Below are 21,822 nucleotides of genomic sequence, written 5' to 3'. Positions count from 1 at the left end.
AAAATTTTTTCTAGGGAGTCAATCCCCTAGAAAAAATTGAAATGCTCGTTTTTAACAATTCTTCAGTAGGCATATTAGAAACAATTGTTCCTAAGCGTGCCCGTGACATGAAATGACCAAAATTAATAGCGATAAGAGATAACGCTGCTGCTTCAAAATCAATCTCTCTAATTTTTCCTCTTTCATACATTTCCTGAAAATAATGAATTAGCTCATTTTTAATATGAAGAGGGATATTAGCAATCTCTTCATTAATTTCCGGAAACTGCATCGCTTCCTTAAAGCCAATCATTACAAAGTCTTTAATAGACATTAAAAAGTTAAAATGCTTTACAGAGAAATTTAGTAAATCCGTTTCTAAATCCCATGTAACATTTTTATTAATCTCTTGCTGTAGAAGAGGGAAATAGGAAAATTGCTCAATAATGGCCTTCAAAATGCCGCGCTTGTTGCCGAAATGGCGAAAAATTGTTACCTCATTGACCCCAGCTAATTCAGCAATTGCTTTAGTTGTTGCCGCAGTATAGCCCTTCTCACTAATGAGTTGTAAAGCAGCTTCAATGATTCGTTCTGCGGTGCTTTTTGTTGACAATAGAGTTCTTCCTTTCGTGCAAGTGATTACTTACATGCTAGCATAGAGGAATTTCGTATGCAATAAAAATATTAACAGACAATGGAAATCAGTAATGTTTGGATGATAAGAGGAACTGCTCGGATAACCAAGAGAAGAATAAGAACCTCTCGAGTAGCCGGGGAAATCTCAGATGAAACCAAAAATCACTCAAGGTGAATCAAAACAACAACATGGTGCTACACTGCTAGTATGAAAAGTTTTAATAACTTTTTATGGAAAAAATAACATTGACAACTATATCGTTGGCTGATATATTTTTAGTATATCGTATGGCGATATATTGTTAGACGATATAAAAAGGGGGATTTGTATGACTCAAGAACATCCGCCATTAACAGAAGGCGTTTATTATATTTTATTAGCTTTATTTGACACAAGACATGGTTACGGCATCATGCAACTAGTAGAGGAAATGAGTGATGGTCGTGTTCGGCTTGGAGCGGGGACGATTTATGGAGCTATCAAAACTTTACTCGAGCGAGGATGGATTGAGGCGCTAGATGGTGATGGACGAAAAAAGGAATACATCATTACAGAGAGTGGAAAAAGAGTGGTTGAATACGAAATTTTGAGATTAAGGGAACTTTTTGACAATGGCGTCCGTATAACGAAGGAGGATGGAACAAATGGATAAATATCGATTGGCCGTTAACCCGTATGATATTGAGAAATGGGTTAACGATATGGCAAGCCAAGGTTGGCATTTAAAAAAGTTCGCTTGGATACGTTTTACGTTCGAACGTGGAGAACCAGGTAGTTATATTTATCGGCCTGATGAAATGGAGCAAAATGGTGCCTCATATGAAGACGAATACTTAGATTTTCTGAGGTCCTCAGGAATTGAACAGGTAGATCGTTCTGGCAATCTCGTCTTCTTTAGGAAACCAGCAAATGATGGACCTTTTGAACTTTACTCTGATAAGAAAAATAAAATGAATAAGCTGTCCCAAAGAATTTCGCTGCTACTATCGCTTATCCTTCTTAATTTGGCTATAGGACTAATTGGTCTGAGTGGGATTTTTTCAGCACAGGCAATAGACTGGATTAAATTATCAATGAATATCACTAATATTCTTGTAGTCGTGTTATTTTCTATACCATTATTAAAACTTGTGCGTGTGCGCAATAAATTGAAGAAGGATTTGGATCTGTTCACAGATTAGTATAGGAGACTGTATGGCAGAAAAATGGTTGCATTTAATGCCAAAAAGAAAGCTACAGTATGGGATTTCATATTTGCTTCAAAATTATTTTCCGGGAAATCAGAAAAATCAATCAATAGCAAAACTATTATTAAGGCGTATATTTAACCAGGAGTTCGCATCAGTTTTATATGATTAATAGAATGGAGGTGGGACTTTATGAAAAAAAGAGTGTATCGTTTTTTTCTTGATTATGAAAAGGAAGAAGCATGGGTTAATGATATGGCGGAACAAGGTTGGCATCTAAAGCGTACAATGGTGGGATACTTTATTTTTGAAAAAGGGGAACCTGGTCAATACATATATCGCAATGAACTAGTTAAAGGTAAAAAGCAGGACTACTTTGATTTTTTAGAGACGATGAATATTGAGTTTGTTTCAAAATTTGGCGTATGGGCTTATTACCGCAAAAAGAAATCAGAAGGTCCATTTGAATTATTTTCAGATAGTTCTTCGAAAATAAAATATTTAACATTAATAAGCCGCCTTTTTATTGCCGCAACATTTCTTAATTTATTAATTGGATTTATCAATCTTTATATTTTACTTGGTGAATCAACAGAAAGAATCTTATACACGGGAGTACCATTCTTAAATTTTGTAGTCGTAATAATAATGTGTACACAAATTTTGAAGGTTGAAAGACGTAAAAAAGGACTACAACGAGAATTACATATATTTGAATCGTAGGAGGAAAAAAGATGACATTACAATTAGAGCATGTCACGAAGAAATACAAAGACTTCACAGCGGTCGACAACTTAAATTTCACCATTGAAAAAGGGGAGATTTTTGGGCTGATTGGACAAAACGGAGCCGGTAAAACAACGACATTCCGAATGATTTTAGATTTACAGGAGACAACAGCTGGTACAATTACTTGGGATGGCAAGCCGGTTAATGCTATCAACCGTGATGTACTTGGTTATTTACCAGAAGAACGAGGCATTTTTCCGACGATGAAGGTAGAGGATCAGCTTTACTTTTTCGGTGAGCTACGTGGCATGAAGAAGTCGGTGTTAAAGAAGGAGATTGACTATTGGATTAGTCGATTTGAGCTCGAAGAAAGACGGAAAGATAAGGCTGAAACTTTGTCAAAAGGGAATCAGCAAAAAGTACAATTGATTGCTAGCTTTATTCATAAGCCGCAGTTCTTAATACTAGACGAACCATTCAGTGGACTTGATCCTGTGAATAAAGATTTACTGAAGGATGCTATATTGCTTTTAAAAGAACAAGGCACTACGATTTTGTTCTCCAGTCACCAAATGGATAATGTAGAGGAACTATGCGATCATCTTTGTCTATTAAAACGTGGAGTCTCTTTATTTTCAGGTAGTCTACTAGATTTAAAGAAACAATACGGGAAAACAAGATTGGCAGTACGTACAGAGTGGTCTACAACTCAATTGATGGAACTTGAAGGTGTCAAAGATATTCGAGTAGAGAAAGAGCAAACAGTACTCACTCTAGAGGATGAGAGCTATGCGCAAAGCATTTTCGAAAAGCTTTCAAATGGCAAATATATTGAAAAGTTTAGTTTAGATTACTTATCGTTAGATGAGATCTTTAAAGATAAGGTAGGTGGCAACGTTGTCGAAGTTTAATTTATTAATGAAACAGCTATACAAATCAAAAATAAAATCAAAATCCTTTGTTGTAATGACATGCATTTATATACTTGGGATGTCTGTTGCAGTTTTCTGGTCGGATATTAAAGAGCTTTTTACAGGTGATGATCATACCCAACAAATTGCGATTATCAACGAAACAACAGCAGATTTAAGCGGCCTCTTTGTATCAAATGGCGATATGGAATTTATACAAAATGAGTCAAATATATCGGCGCTTGAGAAAAAGGTTAAGGATGAAAAGTTAGATGCAATCGTTAAAATAACAGATCAAAATGATCAGCTTCACGCTGAAATTTCCACTTTCACTCCATTGAAATTAAATGATCAAGGTGCGATAAATTCGATACTGCAACTTGCTGGCCAAAATTATGCTGTACAACAGTTATCACTAACACCAGAACAAGCAACTCAAATTATGGGTGCAAAAACGATAATCTCTAATAAAAACTTAAATACAGAGTCTAATGGTGGTAAAAGCGAAGAAGAAAAACAATCAGGGCTAGTTGTATCTTATGCAGTTGGAATTTTAATCTATTTCTTTATTTCTACATTCCTATCTATGATTACAACGGAAATTGCTACTGAAAAAGGTTCACGTGCAATGGAAATGCTACTGGTTAGTGTAAAGCCAGCTACCCATTTTAAAGCAAAAATTGCTGGTGTGCTTTTACTCGCATTAACACAGATGGGTATTATTACAGTTGTCTTCCTAATCTATGCGAAATTTGCGAAGAACGGTTTTGTTTGGGATATGGCAGCTAGCATTGTTAAAGAATTATCGATAGGTTATGTGATATACGCCATTCTATTCTTACTATTAACAATTATTCTTTACTTAATTGTAGGAGCATTATTCGGTTCTTTAGTGTCTAAAGTGGAAGAATCAGGTCAAGTATTAATGCCAGCCATGATGATTACTATCATTGGTTTCTATGTTATGATAACGGGAATGGGTAATCCAGATACACTTATCATTAAGGTATTCTCTTATATTCCATTTACGTCTGGAATGCTCATGCCGATGCGTATTGGGGGTACTGATATAGGCTTAATTGTACCACTTTTATCGTTAGGTATTTTAATCGCAACAATTATTGTGGCTTACTTATTCAGCATTTCATTCTATAAACGCAGCGTGCTAACTTATAGTTCAGGTGGCGTTATTAAGAAAATTAAAACTGTGCTAAAAGTGACAACATGATAATAAAAGCAGCTACACTCTTTAAGATTAAGTACAAGTAATTGTATTTTGAATTTACTTAACATTTTAAAAGCACATTACTAAAATGAAAAATTAGTAATGTGCTTTTTATTTTAAATGATTTATTAAGGGGTTATACATTTTATAATGACAGATTTTCCGAACGGGAAAGCCCCATCCGTAAGGTGTGGGATGAGAGTGAGAGCGGATACGGAGTGCCACTAAAAACTGAAAGGTTTAGCGAGATAAACAAAGCTAATTTCAGTGTGTTAAAAGTAGTCGAAATGTTAAGGGAAACATAAAAAAAGACCGCTAAATATAGAGGTTAGGGCGCTACTAATTCAACCTTAATTCTGTCCGGGTCTTCAAAATAAACTGCATAGTGTTCTTCCCCTCCTGCAAAGGGATGCTTATCAGTATAAAGAATTTTAATGCCTTTTTCTTTTAACTTTTTTGTCATATCGTCAATTTGTTGACGTGAACTTGTATGGAACGCCAAATGATTTAGACCTACTCGACATCTATGGTAAGGTATGTCCATAAATCGTTCATCTGTTTGAACGAAAACGATGTATGTTTCTCCAATCTTCCAACTTTGTCCACGATCCCATTCCTGAAATGGCTCATATCCCAATTCTTCTAATAACCACCCCCAAAAGGTAATTGACTTCTTTAAATCTGAAACATATATTTCAATGTGGTGTATTAGTCCCTGTGACAACGGATTACCTCCTTTTTACATGTTATTTTATCAGATAATTCCAGACTTTTAATTATTTATCCAGAAAACAACAATCTTCGAGAAATCAGCATTAATAATAAAAACAGAAGCAGCCTGTTTTTTTGATGGTTCTGCACTTTTAAATGTTTTATCTATTTTATTAACTAACGACTAAGCATATTGGAAATATGTTGACTTTTAATAAAACGAAAGTAGCTACTTTTTTGCTCATCTGACGACCTAGCCGGAACGGAAATCAACCCAACATTATAGGGGAAAGCCTCTGCTAATTTTAGAAAACAATGTAAAGTATTTCATTGATTCAGTCGAATTTCCTACTGAAACAAGCTATAATTTATGTAAGAGGGTGAAGATATGTTATCGCAAGCAAAGATTGAAGCATTATTAAAAAAATCACCAATTCAACGCCTTGCAACACAAGAGGAGAGAGAACAGTTCTTTGTGAAGCTTGAGCAGCAGCTACCTATGAGAAATGAATTGGCTGGAATTTTAAATAATCGTAAGCGATTAAAGCTTTTTGTCAATATTTCTAATACATCTCATTATAGCTTTCAACTAGAGCATCATGAGGCTTCATATATATTAAGTGACTCTTATTTTGTTAGACTTGATTAAAATGAAACTTTTTCAGCTTAGAATCGTATGTAAATAAAAGAGATAAATCGCAGGGGGTAAAACTTTTATGTCTGAATTCGACAACGACCTATTAAAATCAAAAGATCCATTTGCATCAGAAAATCCATTATTACAGCCTAATCCATTATTACAGGTGGAGCAAGAGCCAAAAAAACCAGTACTTGTTTCTGAGCAAGAGCTATCACAAATTGCTCAAAATCAACTTGCTTTAAAGCAAGATCCTGAGGTTCATGCATTAGCACAAAAAATTGATGTCAAAGACCAAATTGCTATGCTAGAGCTTGGAAAAGAAACTGCGAATGGTATTTCTACTTTTTCAGATAAAATGCTAGCAACGATGAAAACAAGTAAGCTTGAGGAATCAAGTGTATTATTAAATAATTTAAATAGAATTATGGATAAATTTGATCCTCAAGATTTTGCGGAGGATAAAAAAGGTGGCTTCCTTACTAAGCTGTTTAGTAAAGGAAAGGAACAATTAGAAAAGTTTCTATCCAAATATGACAGCATGAACAAGGAAGTGGATGTCATTTTCCGTGAGGTTCAAAAATACGAAGGTGAAATGAAACGTAATACAATTGATCTTGAAAATTTATATGATCAAAACTTAAATTACTTCCAAACTTTAAGTAAATTTATTGCGGCAATTGAAGTGAAAACAGATGAAGTACGTTCATCATTACCAGCACTTGAACAAAAAGCACAAACTGGTGATCAATTAGCGGCAATGGACTATGAAACGATGGTACGTGCCGTTGATTTACTAGAACAACGTCGTTATGATTTAGAAATGGCGCAACAAGTTTCATTCCAATCTGCTCCACAAATTCGATTAATGCAGCAAGGGAATAACCATTTAATCGCTAAAATTAACTCTGCGTTTGTGACGACAATTCCTATATTCAAGCAAGGGCTTATTCATGCGGTGACGTTAAAACGCCAAAAGCTTATTTCAGATTCAATGACTGAATTAGACCGTCGTACGAATGAAATGCTTGTACGAAATGCAGAAAATATAAGTAAAAATAGTGTTAATATCGCCCGTGCAGCTGGTAGCCCAAGTATTAAGATCGAAACCATTGAAACGACATGGCAAACAATTATGTCTGGTATTCAAGAAACGAAGCAAATTCAAGCAGAAACAGCTAAAAATCGTGAGGAAGGCCGTAAACGTATTGAACGTCTGCAGCTTGAATATGAGAAACTGAAAAAAATGTAATCGAAAAGCTTCTTGCATCTCTCTTCGCAAGAAGCTTTTTTACATTGACAAAATAGAAATTAATACGATAATTAGACCAATGAAAATTTTTTTCAAAGGAAGCGGAAAAATGTTAAACAAAGCTATGCCATTACACGAACTAATTAGTGATGGAGTGAAGAAAAATCTATGAACAAAATAAATCCAACTACATTATCGTGTGCAACGTTAAAAGATGGAACACTTTCTATTGATATAACAGAAACACTGATGCTGTTATCGCAAAGTCGCTATCAAGAATTGACACATATAGCTGAGCTATATAATGCTTTACATAAAGATTTAGATGAAAAGCATCATGTTCAGGAGCAGGAGCAAAAAAATTTAAAGAGACAAAATATACAGCTTATGGATGATATGCAAAAAATGAAGCAGCAAAATGCAGTCTTGCAAAAAAAGCTAATGGAATACAATTGTATCGTAGAAGAGCTGAAGGAGATCCGTAGACAAAATACAGAGCTATTAATTGAATTAAGTAAACATACTACTTTATCTAAGGAAAACCTGTCAGGTCCGTTAAAATCTATGATACGTGATATGCGGGAGCAGGGTGTTGGTATTAAAGAAATTCAGATTCGTATTAAACGTCAAATTAACCCTGATATTAGTTATAGTATGGTGCGTAAATATATTTCTGAGCTTGAATCTGAACATAAAGAGTAATGTCGATTTGTTAAAATTCGTCATTTACAGTTTCCAATCTAAGACCTATAATTAGTCTATTCTTCAAATGGAAATATAACGCAAAAACATATAGATTCAAAATAGAGTAGGAGAGTTAGAGGCAATGTCAAATGAGAAAAAAGGCGTTTTGGCGGCATTTTTAGCCTATGCTTTTTGGGGTGCATTTCCGCTTTATTGGAAATTGCTTGAGCATGTACCGAGTATGGAAATTTTATTATCGCGTGTCATTTGGTCTTTTGTCTTTACAGTACTAGCAGTAATAGTATTTAGAATGCGCAAAGATCTTATCGCAGACTTAAAATATTTGTGGTCACACCAAAAGCATTTTTGGCAGCTTGCGGGAGCTTCATTTGTTATTTCAATGAACTGGTATTTATATATTTGGGCAGTTACCCATAATCATTTAATTGAAACGAGCTTAGGCTATTATATTAATCCCTTACTGTCAGTTATTTTTGGGGTTATTTTCTTTAAAGAAGCACTTAGTCGTGCGCAATGGGCAGCTACAGGAATTGCCTTTATCGCTGTAATTATTTTAACGATTAATTATGGGTCAATCCCATGGGTAGCACTTCTTATTGCTTTATCCTTCGCCATTTACGGTGTTCTAAAAAAGAAAATTACGCTGGATGCGACAAGAGGTCTAGCCATTGAAACGTTATTTATTCTACCGTTTGCTTTAGGCTACTATATTTACCTTTTTACAACGAACCAAGCATCATTTTTACATGTTGATGTGAAAACAGACATCCTCATGATTGTGAGTGGTATAGTGACAGCAGTGCCATTAATTTTATTTGCGAAAGGTGCTCAAAATATTCCACTCTATTTATTAGGCTTTATTCAATACGTATCACCAACGATTGTGTTAGTTTTAGGGATCGTACTTTATAAAGAACCGTTTAGTCAAATAGAGCTATTAGCATTTAGTATTATTTGGGCAGCCTTACTACTGTTTTCAGGTTCGAAAATCATTGAAGTGAGAAGAGCTCATCATAAATCAGCCTAAAAAAGGACTTGTAGATATTTTCTACAGGTCCTTTTTGTATATTCCATAAAAATTAAGCTATTCTATCTTTAACTCAGATAAAAAATGTCACGAATGAATTTCGTTTACAATGAAAGAGGAGAAACTACTTTATGGATTTTCACTATACAGTCACATCAAATAAAACGATTGAAGAAACAATTTCAGCTATAGCATTAAATTTAAAAAAACATAAATTTGGCGTTTTATGGGAGCTCAACTTGACTGAAACGCTGCATAAAAAAGGCGTAGATAGTTTTAAAATGCCTTATAGAATTCTCGAGGTTTGTAATCCGGTAGAGGCTGCGAAGGTACTTGGTCATAATGCATTAGTTGGATACTTTCTGCCGTGTAAGATAACGGTTTATGAAGATGCAGAGAAAACGAAAATCGGCCTTCCAAAACCAACTGCGATGATAGGTTTGTTAAATGACCCAGAATTAAAATTAATTGCTGAAAAAATTGAAAAGATTTTAATTGATGTATTAGAGAAAAGCAAATGATGAATAGTAATAAGGAACTTTACTTTTCTGCCAGCATATAGTAATATTATGTCAATCAATTAGATAACAATGATGAATATTATAAATAAATGAGAGGTGCTTTTGATGAGTGCGGTAGGTTCTAAATAGGAACAACTTAATGAAGTAAATTTAATGACGACAGGGGATTTGTGTCATAAAGTGACCCCTTATTTAGTCGTGGATTTATTTCGATACCTATGAAGATACCTACAATACTTTATAAAGCGTGTAATGGTCTGAAAATGCTTCATTTTGATTGAAGTCTTTTTCACGATGCTTTTTACACATGCCTTGTAATGTAAAAGCTGTGGGATCCCCGCAGCTTTTTTGTTTTTTAATTGAATATAAAGGTTTTCAAACTATTTGTTGAGGTGTCCCTACAAAGGGAAGGACAGTTGTCGTAACCTTGGTGAGACTTCACCTAGTGCTTCACTCCAACATTAGATGTAGAACCAATTTAAAATCATTGCTATCTAATGAGTAGGTATCTTCATGAATGATTATGGAAAAATCATAGTGAGTAGAATTTAAAATGAATCATTCTACTTTTGAGAAGTTACAATACAATGAATTGAAGGATATCGTTAAATCATACTGTGTTAGTGGATTAGGTAAACAGTTATTAGATAAATTAACGCCGAGCCCAAATTTGACAGTTGTTAAAAATCGTTTGAATGAAACGACTGAGGCACGAGCGATTTTAGATGCGGAAGGTCATGTCCCGTTTTTAGGGGTATCCAATATTGACAACACGATTAAAAAACTTGAAAAAGGGATAATTTTAGACCCTAGTGAACTGGTTAGCATCTCTGACTTTTTAAGAGGCTGTAGAAAAATTAAAAAGTTTATGCTGGAGAAGGAATTTTTTGCACCAGTACTTGCATCCTATGCAAATTCGATGTCTGAATTTAAAAGTGTAGAAGAGGAGATTAACTTTGCTATTAAAGCAAATCGTGTTGATTCAGCTGCTAGTAGAGAGTTAAAGCGTATCCGAAATCATATCGAAACAACAGAGGAAAAAATTAAAGAGCGCCTAACTAAATTTTTAAATAATAGTGCCAATAAAACATATATCCAGGAATTTTTTATTAGTAAGAAGGATGATCGATACACGATTCCCATTAAGGCTTCCTATAAAAATCATGTGCAAGGGACAATAGTAGAGGTTTCATCTAAAGGTGCAACGGTCTTTATGGAGCCAAGTACAGTAGGTAAATTAAATGTGGAATTGGCCACTTTGAAAGCAGAGGAAGCGGTGGAGGAATATCAGATTTTGGCGACATTATCTGGGCTACTGATGGAAAATATCCGTGAAATCAACATCAACATGGAATTGATTAGCCAATATGATATGGTGTTTGCCAAAGCTAAGTTTAGCAAGCACATTGGAGGAGTTGAACCAAGCTTAAATGATTATGGCTATATTAAGCTCGTAAATTGTAAGCATCCACTGTTAACAGGGAAGGCGGTGCCACTTCATTTTGAAATTGGTAAAGACTATCGCAGCTTAATCATTACAGGACCGAATGCTGGTGGTAAAACCGTTGTCCTAAAAACCATTGGCTTGTTAACATTGGCTACTATGTCAGGCTTCCATATTGTTGCAGATAAAGGTACAGAAATAGCTGTATTCGATCATATTTTTGTAGACATTGGTGATAATCAAAGTATTGAAAATGCACTTAGTACGTTCTCATCCCATATGAAAAATCTTTCGGATATAATGAGGGCATCTAATAATAATACTCTTTTACTATTTGATGAAATAGGAAGCGGTACGGAACCGAATGAAGGAGCGGCACTGGCGATTTCTATTTTAGAGGAGTTCTATCATATGGGCTGTATGACAGTGGCAACTACTCACTATGGAGAAATTAAGCGTTTCTCTGAAATGCATAGTGATTTTATGAATGCGGCTATGCGTTTTAATAGTGAAACTTTAGAACCTTTGTATAAATTAGTTATCGGAACATCTGGAGAAAGTAATGCGCTATGGATTTCTAAGAAAATGAATATACGTGAAACAGTATTGCAAAGAGCGAAGGGCTATATTGACAATAAGGATTATCATCTAGAACAAGTAAATGACAGTAAAATCAGGAAGCCTAAGATTGAGCAAGAGAGAACCAAAGCAAAGTATGACTTTAAAAAGGGAGATCGTGTGAAGCTGTTAGATCATGATGACGTTGGAATTGTTTATCAAGAAATGGATAATTTCTATAATGTTGTTGTTTTCTACGAGGGAGAATTTATAAATGTAAATGTCAAGCGTTTGGCATTAGAGCTTCCGGCAACAGAATTATACCCAGAAGGATATGATGTAGAGACATTGTTTGTGGATTATAAAGAACGAAAGCTTCAGCATGACATAGAGCGCGGTTCGAGAAAAGCCCTTCGCAAGATTCAGAAGGAAATAAAGAGAGATAAATCGAGCTAATAATATGAAGGGATTACACATAAATTTTAAAGTGTGCAATCCCTTTTATTTATTGAACCGAGTTAATTTGTGCTTTTATTGAATAATAAGTTTCTTCAATTTTTTGTTTATAGGGTAGATCAATTAAATCCTGAGAATCCATATAGGCCATTTTGGCGATTTCGTAGGCAGTTGTTAATTCACCGAAGTGTGCATAGCAAAGAGCTTTATAAGAAAAACACTCATTAAAGACTAATATGTCAAATGGATGTAAGATGAATGGGGGAATGTTTGTTAAATGTTCAAATGCTTCTTTAGCCTCTTCATATCGGGCTAGCAAATATAAGGATTTTCCTTTTTCCGCATAGTAAAGATTTTTATCAAATTTAATCGATCCCATATCCATAAGTGGACGAAACCGCTCTATTTCCGCTAGTGCCTTTTCATAATCATGAGTGAAATTGTTATAATAATGCGCTCGTAATGTGAAAATAAAGGCATCTACTTCCACTTGTTCCGCAAAAACTCGATACTGCTCAAGTTTTTTTATCAAATGTTCTGCTTGCTCAAAATCGTTGTCAGCCATAGCACAAAACGCTGCAATACGATACATATCATCTATATAAGAGTAAAATTGATTTTTATGTGCATTGGCAATTGTCTCTTTAACGAGTTGTTTACCGGCTTCATGTTCTCCGACTGCTAATTGAAAAACACTAATATAATAAGCCATTTTTCCGGCATCTCGTGAATCTAATTGATAATTTTCTTGCTCAGCTTCTTCTTTAGCTTGTAAGATACAGGAATACGCCATTTTATAGTTTCGACCTTCTGTGAATATGGCCGACTGTAATATATAGGTTTCAAACCAATGGCTCAGTAAGTTAATTTCTTTAAACATGAAGCGTGCTTGTTGGAGTGGTGACTCCCATGTTGTTAATCCCATTTGATATTGTGCTGTTGCGTAAATATACAGTAAACGACCAGCTTCATAGCCAAGTGGAAGATCTTCTACATAAGGGTTAATCATCTCTATGATTTGCTGCAGATTTTCTGTATTACCTAGTTTTATTTCTGCATATATAGTCTCCACCTGCTCTAAAAGATGACGTATCGTAGAAGGTGCTATTTCTTCAAGTAATTCACTTGCTTTTACCTTTAAACGCTCCGCAATATATTCAAGACTTTCCATCGAAGGTTTGGCCTTATCATTTTCAATTTGACTTAACATACCTTTTGTTAGACGTTCACCAGCAAGTTCCTCTAATGTTAATTTTCGTTCTTTCCTTAATTTGCGAATTCGTGTGCCTAAAGAGTCCACTTCCTCGCCTCCTTTTTAAATCATGTCCTTTGTTTAATTATATTAAACTTTTTGTTGCGTGAAAAGTGGGAGGTATGTTATATTTTGTTTAATTAAATTAAACTTTTTAGTATAATTAAAAATACGGAGGGATTTTAGATGAGTGAAGAGCAAAAATATAAAAAGGCGACGTATCATTTATGGACATTCACAACCAGTAAAATGATCTCGTTGTTAGGGTCACATGTATTGTCATTTGGGATAGGTTTATATATTTTGGCACTGACAGGGTCAGCGATGAGTTTTGCGACAACTATGATATGTTCCATTTTGCCTCGTGCATTAGTCGCGCCTCTGGCAGGGTATGTAGCTGATAATTATTCAAAGAAACGCACGATTTTATTAGCACAAGCAGGAACGATCTTGACCGTTACTGGGCTACTACTTTATACAGAAATGGTCGGTTTGTCAGTTTATGCCATTTATATAGCAACTGTTTTTAATACAATATGCTCAGCCTTTTCAGGTGTAACATTTTCTTCCTCTATCGCAACACTAGTAAATCCAGAACGCCTACAGAAAGCAATGTCATTCAATCAAATGTCAGTGTCATTAGCAGCAATTGGTGGGCCAGTAATCGGGGGAATGATGTATGGATTTTTCTCCATGAAAGCATTTTTGCTTGTACACATGGTGGCCTATGTGATTGCATTTTGCTTAGAAGCAACAATGAATTTTACTCTCTATAGTACAAGAGATCAGGCTATAGAAAAGGAAAAAATGTGGGCTGGGCTTGTTAGTGGCTTTCGCTATATTAAGCTACAAAAAGTTGTTAAAACAGTAATGTGGCTTTCATTATGGATTAATTTGTTTTTCTCTGCCATTGTTATTGGGGGGACCTATATTATTATTGAATTACTAAAAGTAAAATCAACTCATTTTGGTTTTATTGAAGCTTCAGGTGCAGTAGGTATGCTTGTTGCTTCCCTCATTTTCGCTACACGGAAAGAGGTTAAGGCGCCACTACGTTTTTCTAAAATCAGCTTATTGCTGTTGGCTAGCATCTTAGGGCTGGCGGTTGTTCCATTAGTAACGAATTTATCCTATTTAGCTATTGTTATCTTTTATATTGTAATCTACTTTATTTTCGCTATTTTTGAGATGGGGATTAACATGCCAATTGGGGTTTATATGCAAAGGCTGATTTCAGAAGAATATCGTGGACGCGTATTGGGATTAATGGAAACAATGGCAATGTCAATGATGCCGATTGGTATGGTCGTTTACGGCATCTTGTACGATACATTCCCAGCAACGGTTATTTTACTTGTCACAAGTGTCATTATCGTGACGATATCACTAGTTATGCTACGAACATCTGTCTTAAAAGAAGCACATCCAGAGTTTTATGAACAAAAGAAGATAGTAACTGAGAGTGTTGCTAATTAATGTAACAGCGAAATTGCGCAGTTTTATCAGCGATTAATGGGAGTTTACCAGCTATAATAGCGGTTTTATCGGCGATTAGTGGGAGTTTATCAGCGATAATAGCAGTTTTATCAGCGATTAATGAGAGTTTATCAGCGGTAATAGCAGTTTTGTCAGCGGTTCGTAACCATCTATCAACGAGATTATATAGCAACATACAAAACCAGGCATTTCTTCAATGTTGAAGTATGCCTGGTTGATTGGTTTTACTGATCCTCAATCACAATATAAGTGGCTTTAATTGGTCCATGTACACCAACGATCAAAATCATTTCGATATCTGCCGAATTACTTGGTCCTGTTATAAAGTTAATGCAGGAAGCAATTTGTTCGCCATTTCTAACTTTTTCGCTAATCCAACGAGCCGCTTGTGTCATTCGTGGAACAATGGTACTTTTAGGAATTAAAATAATAGACTTCTCTGGTAAAAAGCTAACTGATCTACCTTTATCCTTATCACTAAAAAGTACAGCAGTTCCTGATTCTGCTAATGTAATTTCACTGATTGTAATGCCAATGTTAGCTTTTTCAGCTTGTCGAATATTTTCCTCTGGTTGCTCAGAATCCCATTCGTACAGTTGAATATTTTCTTGAGGCCATTGCTCGGTCATTAATTTTCCTAGACCATAGTTTTGGAAACGCTCATCTTTCCATGTTATAACAGATTGACCTCCATAATTTCCAATTACTTTTTGTAAATCTGCAGGAAGATTAGCTGTATTTGTAATGACAATATCCGTATGAATATTTTTGCATTGTTCAACTAAAACCTCTAGTAACTCAACTTTTGTCGCTTCATTTAGGACGCGATCTTGAGGGTTATATTGCCATGTAGGTCGTACGATTTCTATTTTTGGTGTACGTCCAAGCTGTTTCGCAATGTTTGCTAAAAATACATCTCTATTTTCAATAGTACCTGTCATCATTCATCGCCTCCTTTTTGGCGGTGTTTAAACCAGTCACGGAAATTATCTTTATTGGGGGCAGGAAAATCCCTTGCTTCCGTCCATGCTTTTAGTGGGCCTGGGCCTTTAGAAATTTTTTGATCTTTTGTAAATGGAGCCATTGCTGGTGAAGCCATTTTTGTCGCCATTTTATATAGGGCAGAGGAGGAAGCACCTAGACCAAAGGCCTTCATTAGTAACTTTTCCGATACAGGTGCCTTTCCTTCGTTTTCGACAATTACTTGCCGATGTCTATGAATAAGCTGATGTAATGGTATTTTGACAGGACAAGCATCTGTACAGGCGCCGCATAATGTGGAGGCATATGGCAACTCTTTAAAATCTTCATAGCCACCTAATAATGGTGAAAGAACGACACCTACTGGCCCAGAATAGATAGAACCATAAGCATGTCCGCCAACATGTCGATAAACAGGGCAAGCGTTAACACAAGCTGCACAGCGAATACATTGTAAAATAGGCTGGAATTCACTGCCTAAAATATCAGAACGTCCATTATCAACAATTACTAAATGGAATTCCTCTGGTCCATCTGTGTCACCTTCATCTTTGATCCCTGTTAATGTGGTAATATAGCTTGTTAGCTTTTGCCCAACTGCGCTTCTTGTTAATAAGCTTACTAGTACTTCCATCTCTTCAAATGTTGGAACAATTCTCTCCATTCCCATTACCGTAATTTGTGTTTTCGGCAAAGCTGTTACTAAATCTGCGTTCCCTTCATTTGTCACGAGCGTAATCGAGCCACTCTCTGCAATAGCAAAGTTACAGCCTGTAATGCCAATGTCTGCTGTTAAATATTCATTTCTTAATTTTTCACGTACATATAGAGCTAGTTCTTCAGGCTTTTCGGTTTTCTCATAACCTTGTTTTTCTTTAAAAACGTCACGAATCTGCTCCTTATTTTTATGCATAGCTGGAGCAATGATATGAGATGGTGGCTCATGATCATCTACTTGCAAAATGTACTCTCCAAGATCTGTTTCAATAACTTCACACCCGAGCTTTTCTAAAGCGGCGTTTAAATCAATTTCCTCCGTCACCATAGATTTTGATTTTACAATTTTAGCAGCATTCTTTTTTTTCGCGATACTTTGAATGTAGTCTGTCGCTTCTTTCGCTGTTTGCGCAAAGTAAACATGTCCACCTCTTTTAGAGACGTTTTCACTTAGCTGATATAAGTAATAATCTAAGTTCTCCAGCACATGCTTTCGAATTTCTTCGCCGTGAGAGCGCCATTCCTCCCAATGTCCGAGCTCATCAGCTTGTTTTAGCCGACGTGTTTGTAAGCGCTCCTGTGCGCTTGACACAGCTCCGCGCATAAACGTATTTTCTAATTCTTTCGTTACACGATGATTAAAGCGTTCATCACTTGTTTTCATGGACATTTCTTTTACCCCCTCTTAGTGACAATTTAATACTTCCGCAATATGCATGACTTTAATAGGCTTACCTTGTCGATTAATTCGACCACCAATATTGATTAAGCAACCTGCATCAGCTCCGATTAAAATGTCTGCACCTGTTTCTTCAACATTTTGTACTTTTTCATTAACCATTTCTCCAGAAATATTGCCCATTTTTACTGAAAATGTTCCGCCAAATCCACAGCATCTTTCTTTTCCTGGGAGTTCTACATACTGTAGTCCTTTAACTTGATTTAATAGTTTAAACGGTGCATCTGTAACTCCGAGTAGACGTGTCATATGACAGGAAGTATGATAAGTAGCCTGGCCCTCTAAATGTGCTCCTACATCCTCGACTTTTAATATATCTACGATAAACTCTGTAAATTCATATGTTTTATCTGCTAATGCTTGCGCTTTTGGCTCCCAAACAGGATCTCCCTTAAACACTTCTGGGTATTCCTTAAACATATAAGCGCAGGAACCAGAAGGGGAGACAACGTATTCGGCATGTTCAAACGCTGTAATCATTTTTTTTATAGCATTTTTAGATTCTTTTACATAGCCACTATTGTAGGCAGGCTGCCCACAGCAAATTTGATTTTCAGGAAAGTCTAGGTCACAACCGAGCCTTTCAAGAACTTCTACTACAGCTTTTCCTACATCACCTTGAAACATATCAACTAAACAAGTCGCAAAAAGTGTTACTTTCATGAGAATCGCTCCTTTTCATCTTTATTACCCGTAACTCAACAGGTCATCTGATGACTTTGTTTTTATATTACTACAATTGTACAGATGAATAAAAGGTGTTTATTATTAATTTTCGAAAAATTCAAAAACTGCCTATAATAAAAACTAGGCAGCTGCTGTTATTTCATCGATTCAGTTGTTTCGAAATATTGCATTAAGACCTTTTCCACATTACTTAAATGTGAAGCCATAGCATGTTTTGCGAGCTCTTCATTTTGCTGTTTAATCGCGAGGAAGATTTGCATATGTTCATCATACAGCTTTTCGCTCGTAATTTTTTTAGAGTACAACCAAATTCGACGTGTCTCTTTCATCGTTTCAATCATTAAACCTGAAACCTGGTCCAATATAGTTGTAAGTAGGGGGTTTTGAGATGCTGCAGAAATGGCCGCGTGAAATTGAAAATCCACTTTCTCTCCTAGCTCTCCATCTCCTTGTACTCGTTTCATCTCATCCAAAATTTGCAACATGGACTGTATGTCTTCTTCTGTTCGATGAATAGCTGCGCTAGCCGCTGTGCCTACTTCGATAATTTTACGTACTTCTAACAAATTTGAGATATCTTGCTTATTTGTTAAAATGGCAGTAGATAAGGGGAAATCGAGTTGATTGGATTGATTACTTTTAACAAATGTACCTGAGCCTTGTTTAATTTCAATAAGTCCCATTGCTTTTAAAGCGGAAAGAGCTTCTCGGATGGCAGATCTGCTTACTTGTAATTGTTCAGCAAGTTGTTCTACTGAATCAAGTCGGTCACCCGGCTTCAGTTCGCCAGCTCTAATTTTTTCATAGAGGATTTCAGATACTTCCTCATATATTTTTTTCGGTTTAATTTTTCTTAATTCCAAGGACTACACCTCATTTATCTCTATCAATGCTCTATTGTTTTTTAATTATACATGAAGAAAGTTAATTTACTAACTATTAACAGTAAATAAAAAAGGGTACTACAACTCTGCAAGGAGCGGTAGGTAACGGCTTTACAACAGCACTCCATAGCTCTGTAGCTAGTGCCTTTTGGATTCGTTTAGAAGGACATAACTTGAATTGCGGAATTATGGTGAATTTTGTTGACAGATAATATAAGGGGGCGCATAATGCAAAAGTACATTTGCAAATACACTTTGATTTAATAAGGTCTGAAAATTAAATAAGTATGATAATATGATGGAACTTCACTTTTTTAACACCTTTTTGCCATGAAACGTTCACAAACAAGAAGGGCGCAATTTACAGTGATTTTTGGTACGATGGAGACAGTAACTGTAAGGAGCGAGTGAGAAAATATGGGAACTGATATTAACGTATTTTTAGCTTTAGGTGCAGGGTTTTTAAGTTTTATTTCACCTTGTACTCTACCGCTGTATCCGGCATTTTTATCATACATAACAGGTATGTCATTAGATGAGCTAAAATCGGAACGAGGTATGATGCAAAAACGTGCAATTTTGCACACCCTGTTCTTTTTACTAGGATTTTCAATCATCTTTATTTTGATTGGTCTAAGTGCATCATTAGCAGCCGAGTTCTTCCTTAATTATAAAACATTATTACGTCAGGTTGGAGCCATTTTAATCGTTGTATTTGGATTAATGATTGTGGGATTACTGCAAATTGACTTTTTAATGAAGGACCGAAAATTCCAATTTAAAAACCGACCATCGGGTTATTTGGGATCGGTATTAATCGGAATAGCCTTTGCGGCTGGTTGGACGCCTTGTACAGGTCCAATTTTAGCATCGATTATTGCATTAGCAAGTGCAAATCCAACAGCAGGATTTAGCTATATGTTAGCTTATTATTTAGGTTTTGCGATTCCGTTCTTCGTGTTATCTTTCTTTATAGCACGTATGACTTGGATTCGTACACACAGCCAAAAAATCGTGAAAATCGGCGGTTATATTATGATTGTCGTTGGTGTATTGTTATTCTTTGACGGATTATCGTATTTAACACGCATTTTACAGCCTATTTTTGGTGGATTTACAGGCTTCTAATCTGCTAAACTAAAGAGGCAATACCGTACTTTAACGTGGAGGGAGATGAACATGTGCCTACAGTTTTAGTAGTGGATGATACGCTTTTTATGCGTGTTGCAATAAGTAATATGTTTACTGAATGGGGTTATGAGGTAGTCGGCAAGGCAGTGAATGGTAAAGAAGCTGTGGCGATGTATCGTGAGTTACAACCAGATCTAGTAACGATGGATGTAACAATGCCCGTTATGACAGGTATAGCAGCAGTAAAAGAAATCATCCCTGAATTTCCAGATGCAAAAATAATTATGATTACAGCTTTAGGACAACAAAAGTTAGTCGTGGAAGCAATTGAAAGTGGTGCAAAGGATTTTATGACAAAGCCTTTCGAGCCAGAAAGATTAAAAGCTGTAGTTGATCAATTACTTGGACAAAATTGTTAATGACATTAGAGGAGGAAATTTTATGTTTGACAATATCCCTTCTCAATATTATGTAATAGGTTCAACCATAATGGCCATTTTTATGGGTACCTTTGTCATGGTTATTCGTATGCGTGCATCTAAGAAACCGACAAATGAGAAGAAAATTATCATTCCACCTATTGCGATGTCTTCAGGTGCGTTAATGTTTTTATTCGAACAATTTCGAGTGCCATCCATGCAAATCCTTGAAGCGGCAGCAGTCGGCATGGTGTTCTCAACAATCTTAATTGCCACTTCTAAATTTGAAGTAAAAGGTCAAGATATTTATTTAAAACGTTCAAAAGCATTCGTTTTTATATTAATCGGACTGTTAGTATTCCGTGTAATTGCAAAAATGATATTAAGTAGCTCCATCGACGTTGGTGAATTAGCAGGAATGTTTTGGATTTTAGCGTTCGCTATGTTACTCCCTTGGCGAATCGCAATGCTTGTTCAATTTATTAAAATCAAAAAAACAGTTCCGCTAAAGAATATTTAATAGGAAGACTACACTAGAGATTTCATCTAGTGTAGTTTTTTTTTGCGCGTAGTTTGGCTGATGGATAGAGCGGTCCGAGCGATAGAGAGGCTTGGCAAAGTGAAGGATAGAAATCAGAGCGACGGATGGAGTTGCCAAATTGACGGATAGAAAGACAAAAGCGACGGAAAGAAGAGTCAAAGTGACGGATAGAAATTAGAACGACGGATAGGATTGCCGGAACGACGGAAAGAAAGACAGAAACGAAGGAAAGAAGAGCCAAAGTGACAGATAGAAATTAGAACGACGGATAAAGTTGCTGGAGCGACGGAAAGAATCGACCAAGCGACGGAAAGAAGAGTCGAAGTGGCGGATAGAAATTAGAACGACGGATAGGATTGCCGGAACGACGGAAAGAAAGACAGAAACGACGGAAAGAAGAGCCAAAGTGGCGGATAGAAATTAGAGCGACGGATGGAGTTGCTGGAGCGACGGAAAGAATCGACCAAGCGACGGAAAGAAGAGTCGAAGTGGCGGATAGAAATTAGAACGACGGATAGGATTGCCAAATTGACGGATAGAAAGTCAAAAGCGTCGGATGAAAGAGTGAAAGTGAAGGATAGAACTCAGAGCGACGGATAAAGTTGCCGGAACGACGGATAGGATTGCCGGAACGACGGAAAGAAAGACAGAAACGACGGAAAGAAGAGCCAAAGTGGCGGATAGAAATTAGAGCGACGGATGGAGTTGCTGGAGCGACGGAAAGAATCGACCAAGCGACGGAAAGAAGAGTCAAAGTGACGGATAGAAATTAGAACGACGGATAGGATTGCCGGAACGACGGAAAGAAAGACAGAAACGACGGAAAGAAGAGTCAAAGTGACGGATAGAAATTAGAGCGACGGATGGAGTTGCCGGAGCGACGGAAAGAAAGACAAAAGCGACGGAAAGAATCGACCAAGCGACGGAAAGAAGAGTCAAAGTGACGGATAGAAATTAGAACGACGGATAGGATTGCCGGAACGACGGAAAGAAAG

Annotated in this window: 24 protein-coding genes; 15 read left to right on the top strand and 9 right to left on the bottom strand. The window is 36.2% G+C overall.

Annotated features, from left to right (window positions below; translation table 11 throughout):
- Nucleotides 1-10: 10 nt before the first annotated feature.
- Nucleotides 11-592, bottom strand: coding sequence for a TetR/AcrR family transcriptional regulator (locus ACMZ42_RS00690; protein ID WP_415730215.1), 582 nt, complete (start codon nt 590-592; stop codon nt 11-13).
- Nucleotides 593-944: 352 nt separating this feature from the next.
- On the opposite strand from ACMZ42_RS00690, the gene ACMZ42_RS00685 reads away from it, so the two are divergent.
- The 5 genes from ACMZ42_RS00685 (at nt 945) to ACMZ42_RS00665 (ending at nt 4,671) form a co-directional block, all read left to right on the top strand.
- A complete protein-coding gene (locus tag ACMZ42_RS00685) occupies nt 945-1,268 on the top strand; it encodes a PadR family transcriptional regulator (RefSeq protein ID WP_402869048.1) in 324 nt (107 codons plus the stop codon).
- Complete coding sequence (locus ACMZ42_RS00680; protein WP_415730214.1) at nt 1,261-1,797, top strand: DUF2812 domain-containing protein; 537 nt, start codon at nt 1,261-1,263, stop codon at nt 1,795-1,797. Before ACMZ42_RS00685 ends, ACMZ42_RS00680 begins: the two co-directional genes overlap by 8 nt.
- Nucleotides 1,798-1,995: 198 nt before the next feature.
- Nucleotides 1,996-2,526 (top strand): DUF2812 domain-containing protein, encoded by a 531-nt coding sequence (locus ACMZ42_RS00675; protein WP_402869052.1) that lies wholly within the window; start codon nt 1,996-1,998, stop codon nt 2,524-2,526.
- Between the two features lie 11 nt (nt 2,527-2,537).
- Nucleotides 2,538-3,443 (top strand): ABC transporter ATP-binding protein, encoded by a 906-nt coding sequence (locus ACMZ42_RS00670; protein WP_370077499.1) that lies wholly within the window; start codon nt 2,538-2,540, stop codon nt 3,441-3,443.
- Nucleotides 3,430-4,671: an ABC transporter permease gene (locus ACMZ42_RS00665; protein WP_415730213.1), complete on the top strand. Its 1,242-nt coding sequence runs from the start codon at nt 3,430-3,432 to the stop codon at nt 4,669-4,671. The genes ACMZ42_RS00670 and ACMZ42_RS00665 overlap by 14 nt, the downstream gene beginning before the upstream one ends.
- A gap of 325 nt (nt 4,672-4,996) precedes the next feature.
- On the opposite strand, the gene ACMZ42_RS00660 is transcribed toward ACMZ42_RS00665, so the two are convergent.
- On the bottom strand, nt 4,997-5,392 hold the full coding sequence (locus ACMZ42_RS00660) for a VOC family protein (protein WP_370077502.1): 396 nt from the start codon (nt 5,390-5,392) through the stop codon (nt 4,997-4,999).
- A gap of 375 nt (nt 5,393-5,767) precedes the next feature.
- Between ACMZ42_RS00660 and ACMZ42_RS00655 the strand changes: the two genes are divergently transcribed.
- The 6 genes from ACMZ42_RS00655 to ACMZ42_RS00630 all read left to right on the top strand — a co-directional run bounded on the left by ACMZ42_RS00655 (nt 5,768) and on the right by ACMZ42_RS00630 (nt 11,979).
- Nucleotides 5,768-6,028, top strand: a complete 261-nt coding sequence (locus ACMZ42_RS00655; protein ID WP_370077504.1) for a hypothetical protein — start codon at nt 5,768-5,770, stop codon at nt 6,026-6,028.
- Nucleotides 6,029-6,095: 67 nt separating this feature from the next.
- A complete protein-coding gene (locus ACMZ42_RS00650) occupies nt 6,096-7,268 on the top strand; it encodes a toxic anion resistance protein (RefSeq protein ID WP_370077506.1) in 1,173 nt (390 codons plus the stop codon).
- Between the two features lie 168 nt (nt 7,269-7,436).
- On the top strand, nt 7,437-7,970 hold the full coding sequence (locus ACMZ42_RS00645; RefSeq protein WP_415730212.1) for a hypothetical protein: 534 nt from the start codon (nt 7,437-7,439) through the stop codon (nt 7,968-7,970).
- A 124-nt stretch (nt 7,971-8,094) separates the two neighbouring features.
- Complete coding sequence (gene rarD / locus ACMZ42_RS00640) at nt 8,095-9,000, top strand: EamA family transporter RarD (protein WP_370077510.1); 906 nt, start codon at nt 8,095-8,097, stop codon at nt 8,998-9,000.
- 131 nt (nt 9,001-9,131) lie between these two features.
- On the top strand, nt 9,132-9,521 hold the full coding sequence (locus tag ACMZ42_RS00635; protein WP_415730211.1) for a DUF302 domain-containing protein: 390 nt from the start codon (nt 9,132-9,134) through the stop codon (nt 9,519-9,521).
- Nucleotides 9,522-10,074: 553 nt separating this feature from the next.
- On the top strand, nt 10,075-11,979 hold the full coding sequence (locus tag ACMZ42_RS00630) for an endonuclease MutS2 (protein WP_415730210.1): 1,905 nt from the start codon (nt 10,075-10,077) through the stop codon (nt 11,977-11,979).
- A 49-nt stretch (nt 11,980-12,028) separates the two neighbouring features.
- Here the strand turns inward: ACMZ42_RS00630 and ACMZ42_RS00625 are convergent, their stop codons facing one another.
- Nucleotides 12,029-13,279 carry a helix-turn-helix domain-containing protein gene (locus ACMZ42_RS00625; protein ID WP_415730209.1) on the bottom strand — a complete coding sequence of 417 codons (1,251 nt, stop codon included), beginning with the start codon at nt 13,277-13,279 and terminating at the stop codon, nt 12,029-12,031.
- A 138-nt stretch (nt 13,280-13,417) separates the two neighbouring features.
- On the opposite strand from ACMZ42_RS00625, the gene ACMZ42_RS00620 reads away from it, so the two are divergent.
- Nucleotides 13,418-14,707, top strand: coding sequence for an MFS transporter (locus ACMZ42_RS00620; protein ID WP_415730208.1), 1,290 nt, complete (start codon nt 13,418-13,420; stop codon nt 14,705-14,707).
- Nucleotides 14,708-14,952: 245 nt separating this feature from the next.
- Here the strand turns inward: ACMZ42_RS00620 and ACMZ42_RS00615 are convergent, their stop codons facing one another.
- The 4 genes from ACMZ42_RS00615 to ACMZ42_RS00600 form a co-directional block, all read right to left on the bottom strand.
- A complete protein-coding gene (locus ACMZ42_RS00615; protein WP_415730426.1) occupies nt 14,953-15,669 on the bottom strand; it encodes a LutC/YkgG family protein in 717 nt (238 codons plus the stop codon).
- Nucleotides 15,669-17,096: a LutB/LldF family L-lactate oxidation iron-sulfur protein gene (locus tag ACMZ42_RS00610; RefSeq protein ID WP_415730207.1), complete on the bottom strand. Its 1,428-nt coding sequence runs from the start codon at nt 17,094-17,096 to the stop codon at nt 15,669-15,671. The genes ACMZ42_RS00615 and ACMZ42_RS00610 overlap by 1 nt, the downstream gene beginning before the upstream one ends.
- A gap of 15 nt (nt 17,097-17,111) precedes the next feature.
- Nucleotides 17,112-17,828: a (Fe-S)-binding protein gene (locus ACMZ42_RS00605; protein WP_415730206.1), complete on the bottom strand. Its 717-nt coding sequence runs from the start codon at nt 17,826-17,828 to the stop codon at nt 17,112-17,114.
- A 158-nt stretch (nt 17,829-17,986) separates the two neighbouring features.
- Nucleotides 17,987-18,715, bottom strand: coding sequence for a FadR/GntR family transcriptional regulator (locus ACMZ42_RS00600; protein ID WP_370077522.1), 729 nt, complete (start codon nt 18,713-18,715; stop codon nt 17,987-17,989).
- 438 nt (nt 18,716-19,153) lie between these two features.
- Between ACMZ42_RS00600 and ACMZ42_RS00595 the strand changes: the two genes are divergently transcribed.
- Genes ACMZ42_RS00595 through ACMZ42_RS00585 form a run of 3 tightly spaced genes read left to right on the top strand, consistent with a single transcriptional unit; the run spans nt 19,154 to nt 20,806 of the window.
- Nucleotides 19,154-19,864, top strand: coding sequence for a cytochrome c biogenesis CcdA family protein (locus ACMZ42_RS00595; RefSeq protein WP_370077524.1), 711 nt, complete (start codon nt 19,154-19,156; stop codon nt 19,862-19,864).
- A gap of 53 nt (nt 19,865-19,917) precedes the next feature.
- A complete protein-coding gene (locus ACMZ42_RS00590) occupies nt 19,918-20,286 on the top strand; it encodes a response regulator (protein ID WP_370077526.1) in 369 nt (122 codons plus the stop codon).
- Between the two features lie 22 nt (nt 20,287-20,308).
- The gene (locus tag ACMZ42_RS00585; RefSeq protein ID WP_415730205.1) at nt 20,309-20,806 is read left to right on the top strand and encodes a CcdC family protein; all 498 of its coding nucleotides are present in this window, start codon (nt 20,309-20,311) and stop codon (nt 20,804-20,806) included.
- A 22-nt stretch (nt 20,807-20,828) separates the two neighbouring features.
- Here ACMZ42_RS00585 and ACMZ42_RS00580 read toward each other — a convergent pair whose 3' ends face one another.
- Both ACMZ42_RS00580 and ACMZ42_RS00575 read right to left on the bottom strand, forming a co-directional pair.
- Complete coding sequence (locus ACMZ42_RS00580; RefSeq protein ID WP_415730204.1) at nt 20,829-21,068, bottom strand: hypothetical protein; 240 nt, start codon at nt 21,066-21,068, stop codon at nt 20,829-20,831.
- Nucleotides 21,069-21,329: 261 nt separating this feature from the next.
- Complete coding sequence (locus tag ACMZ42_RS00575) at nt 21,330-21,581, bottom strand: hypothetical protein (protein ID WP_415730203.1); 252 nt, start codon at nt 21,579-21,581, stop codon at nt 21,330-21,332.
- Between the last annotated feature and the right edge of the window lie 241 nt (nt 21,582-21,822).

Origin of the sequence: Lysinibacillus sp. NPDC056185, from assembly GCF_047737915.1 — a bacterium.
GTDB lineage: Bacteria > Bacillota > Bacilli > Bacillales_A > Planococcaceae > Lysinibacillus.
Note: the sequence above shows the minus strand (reverse complement) of the source record. Positions and strands in the feature narration are given on the sequence as shown.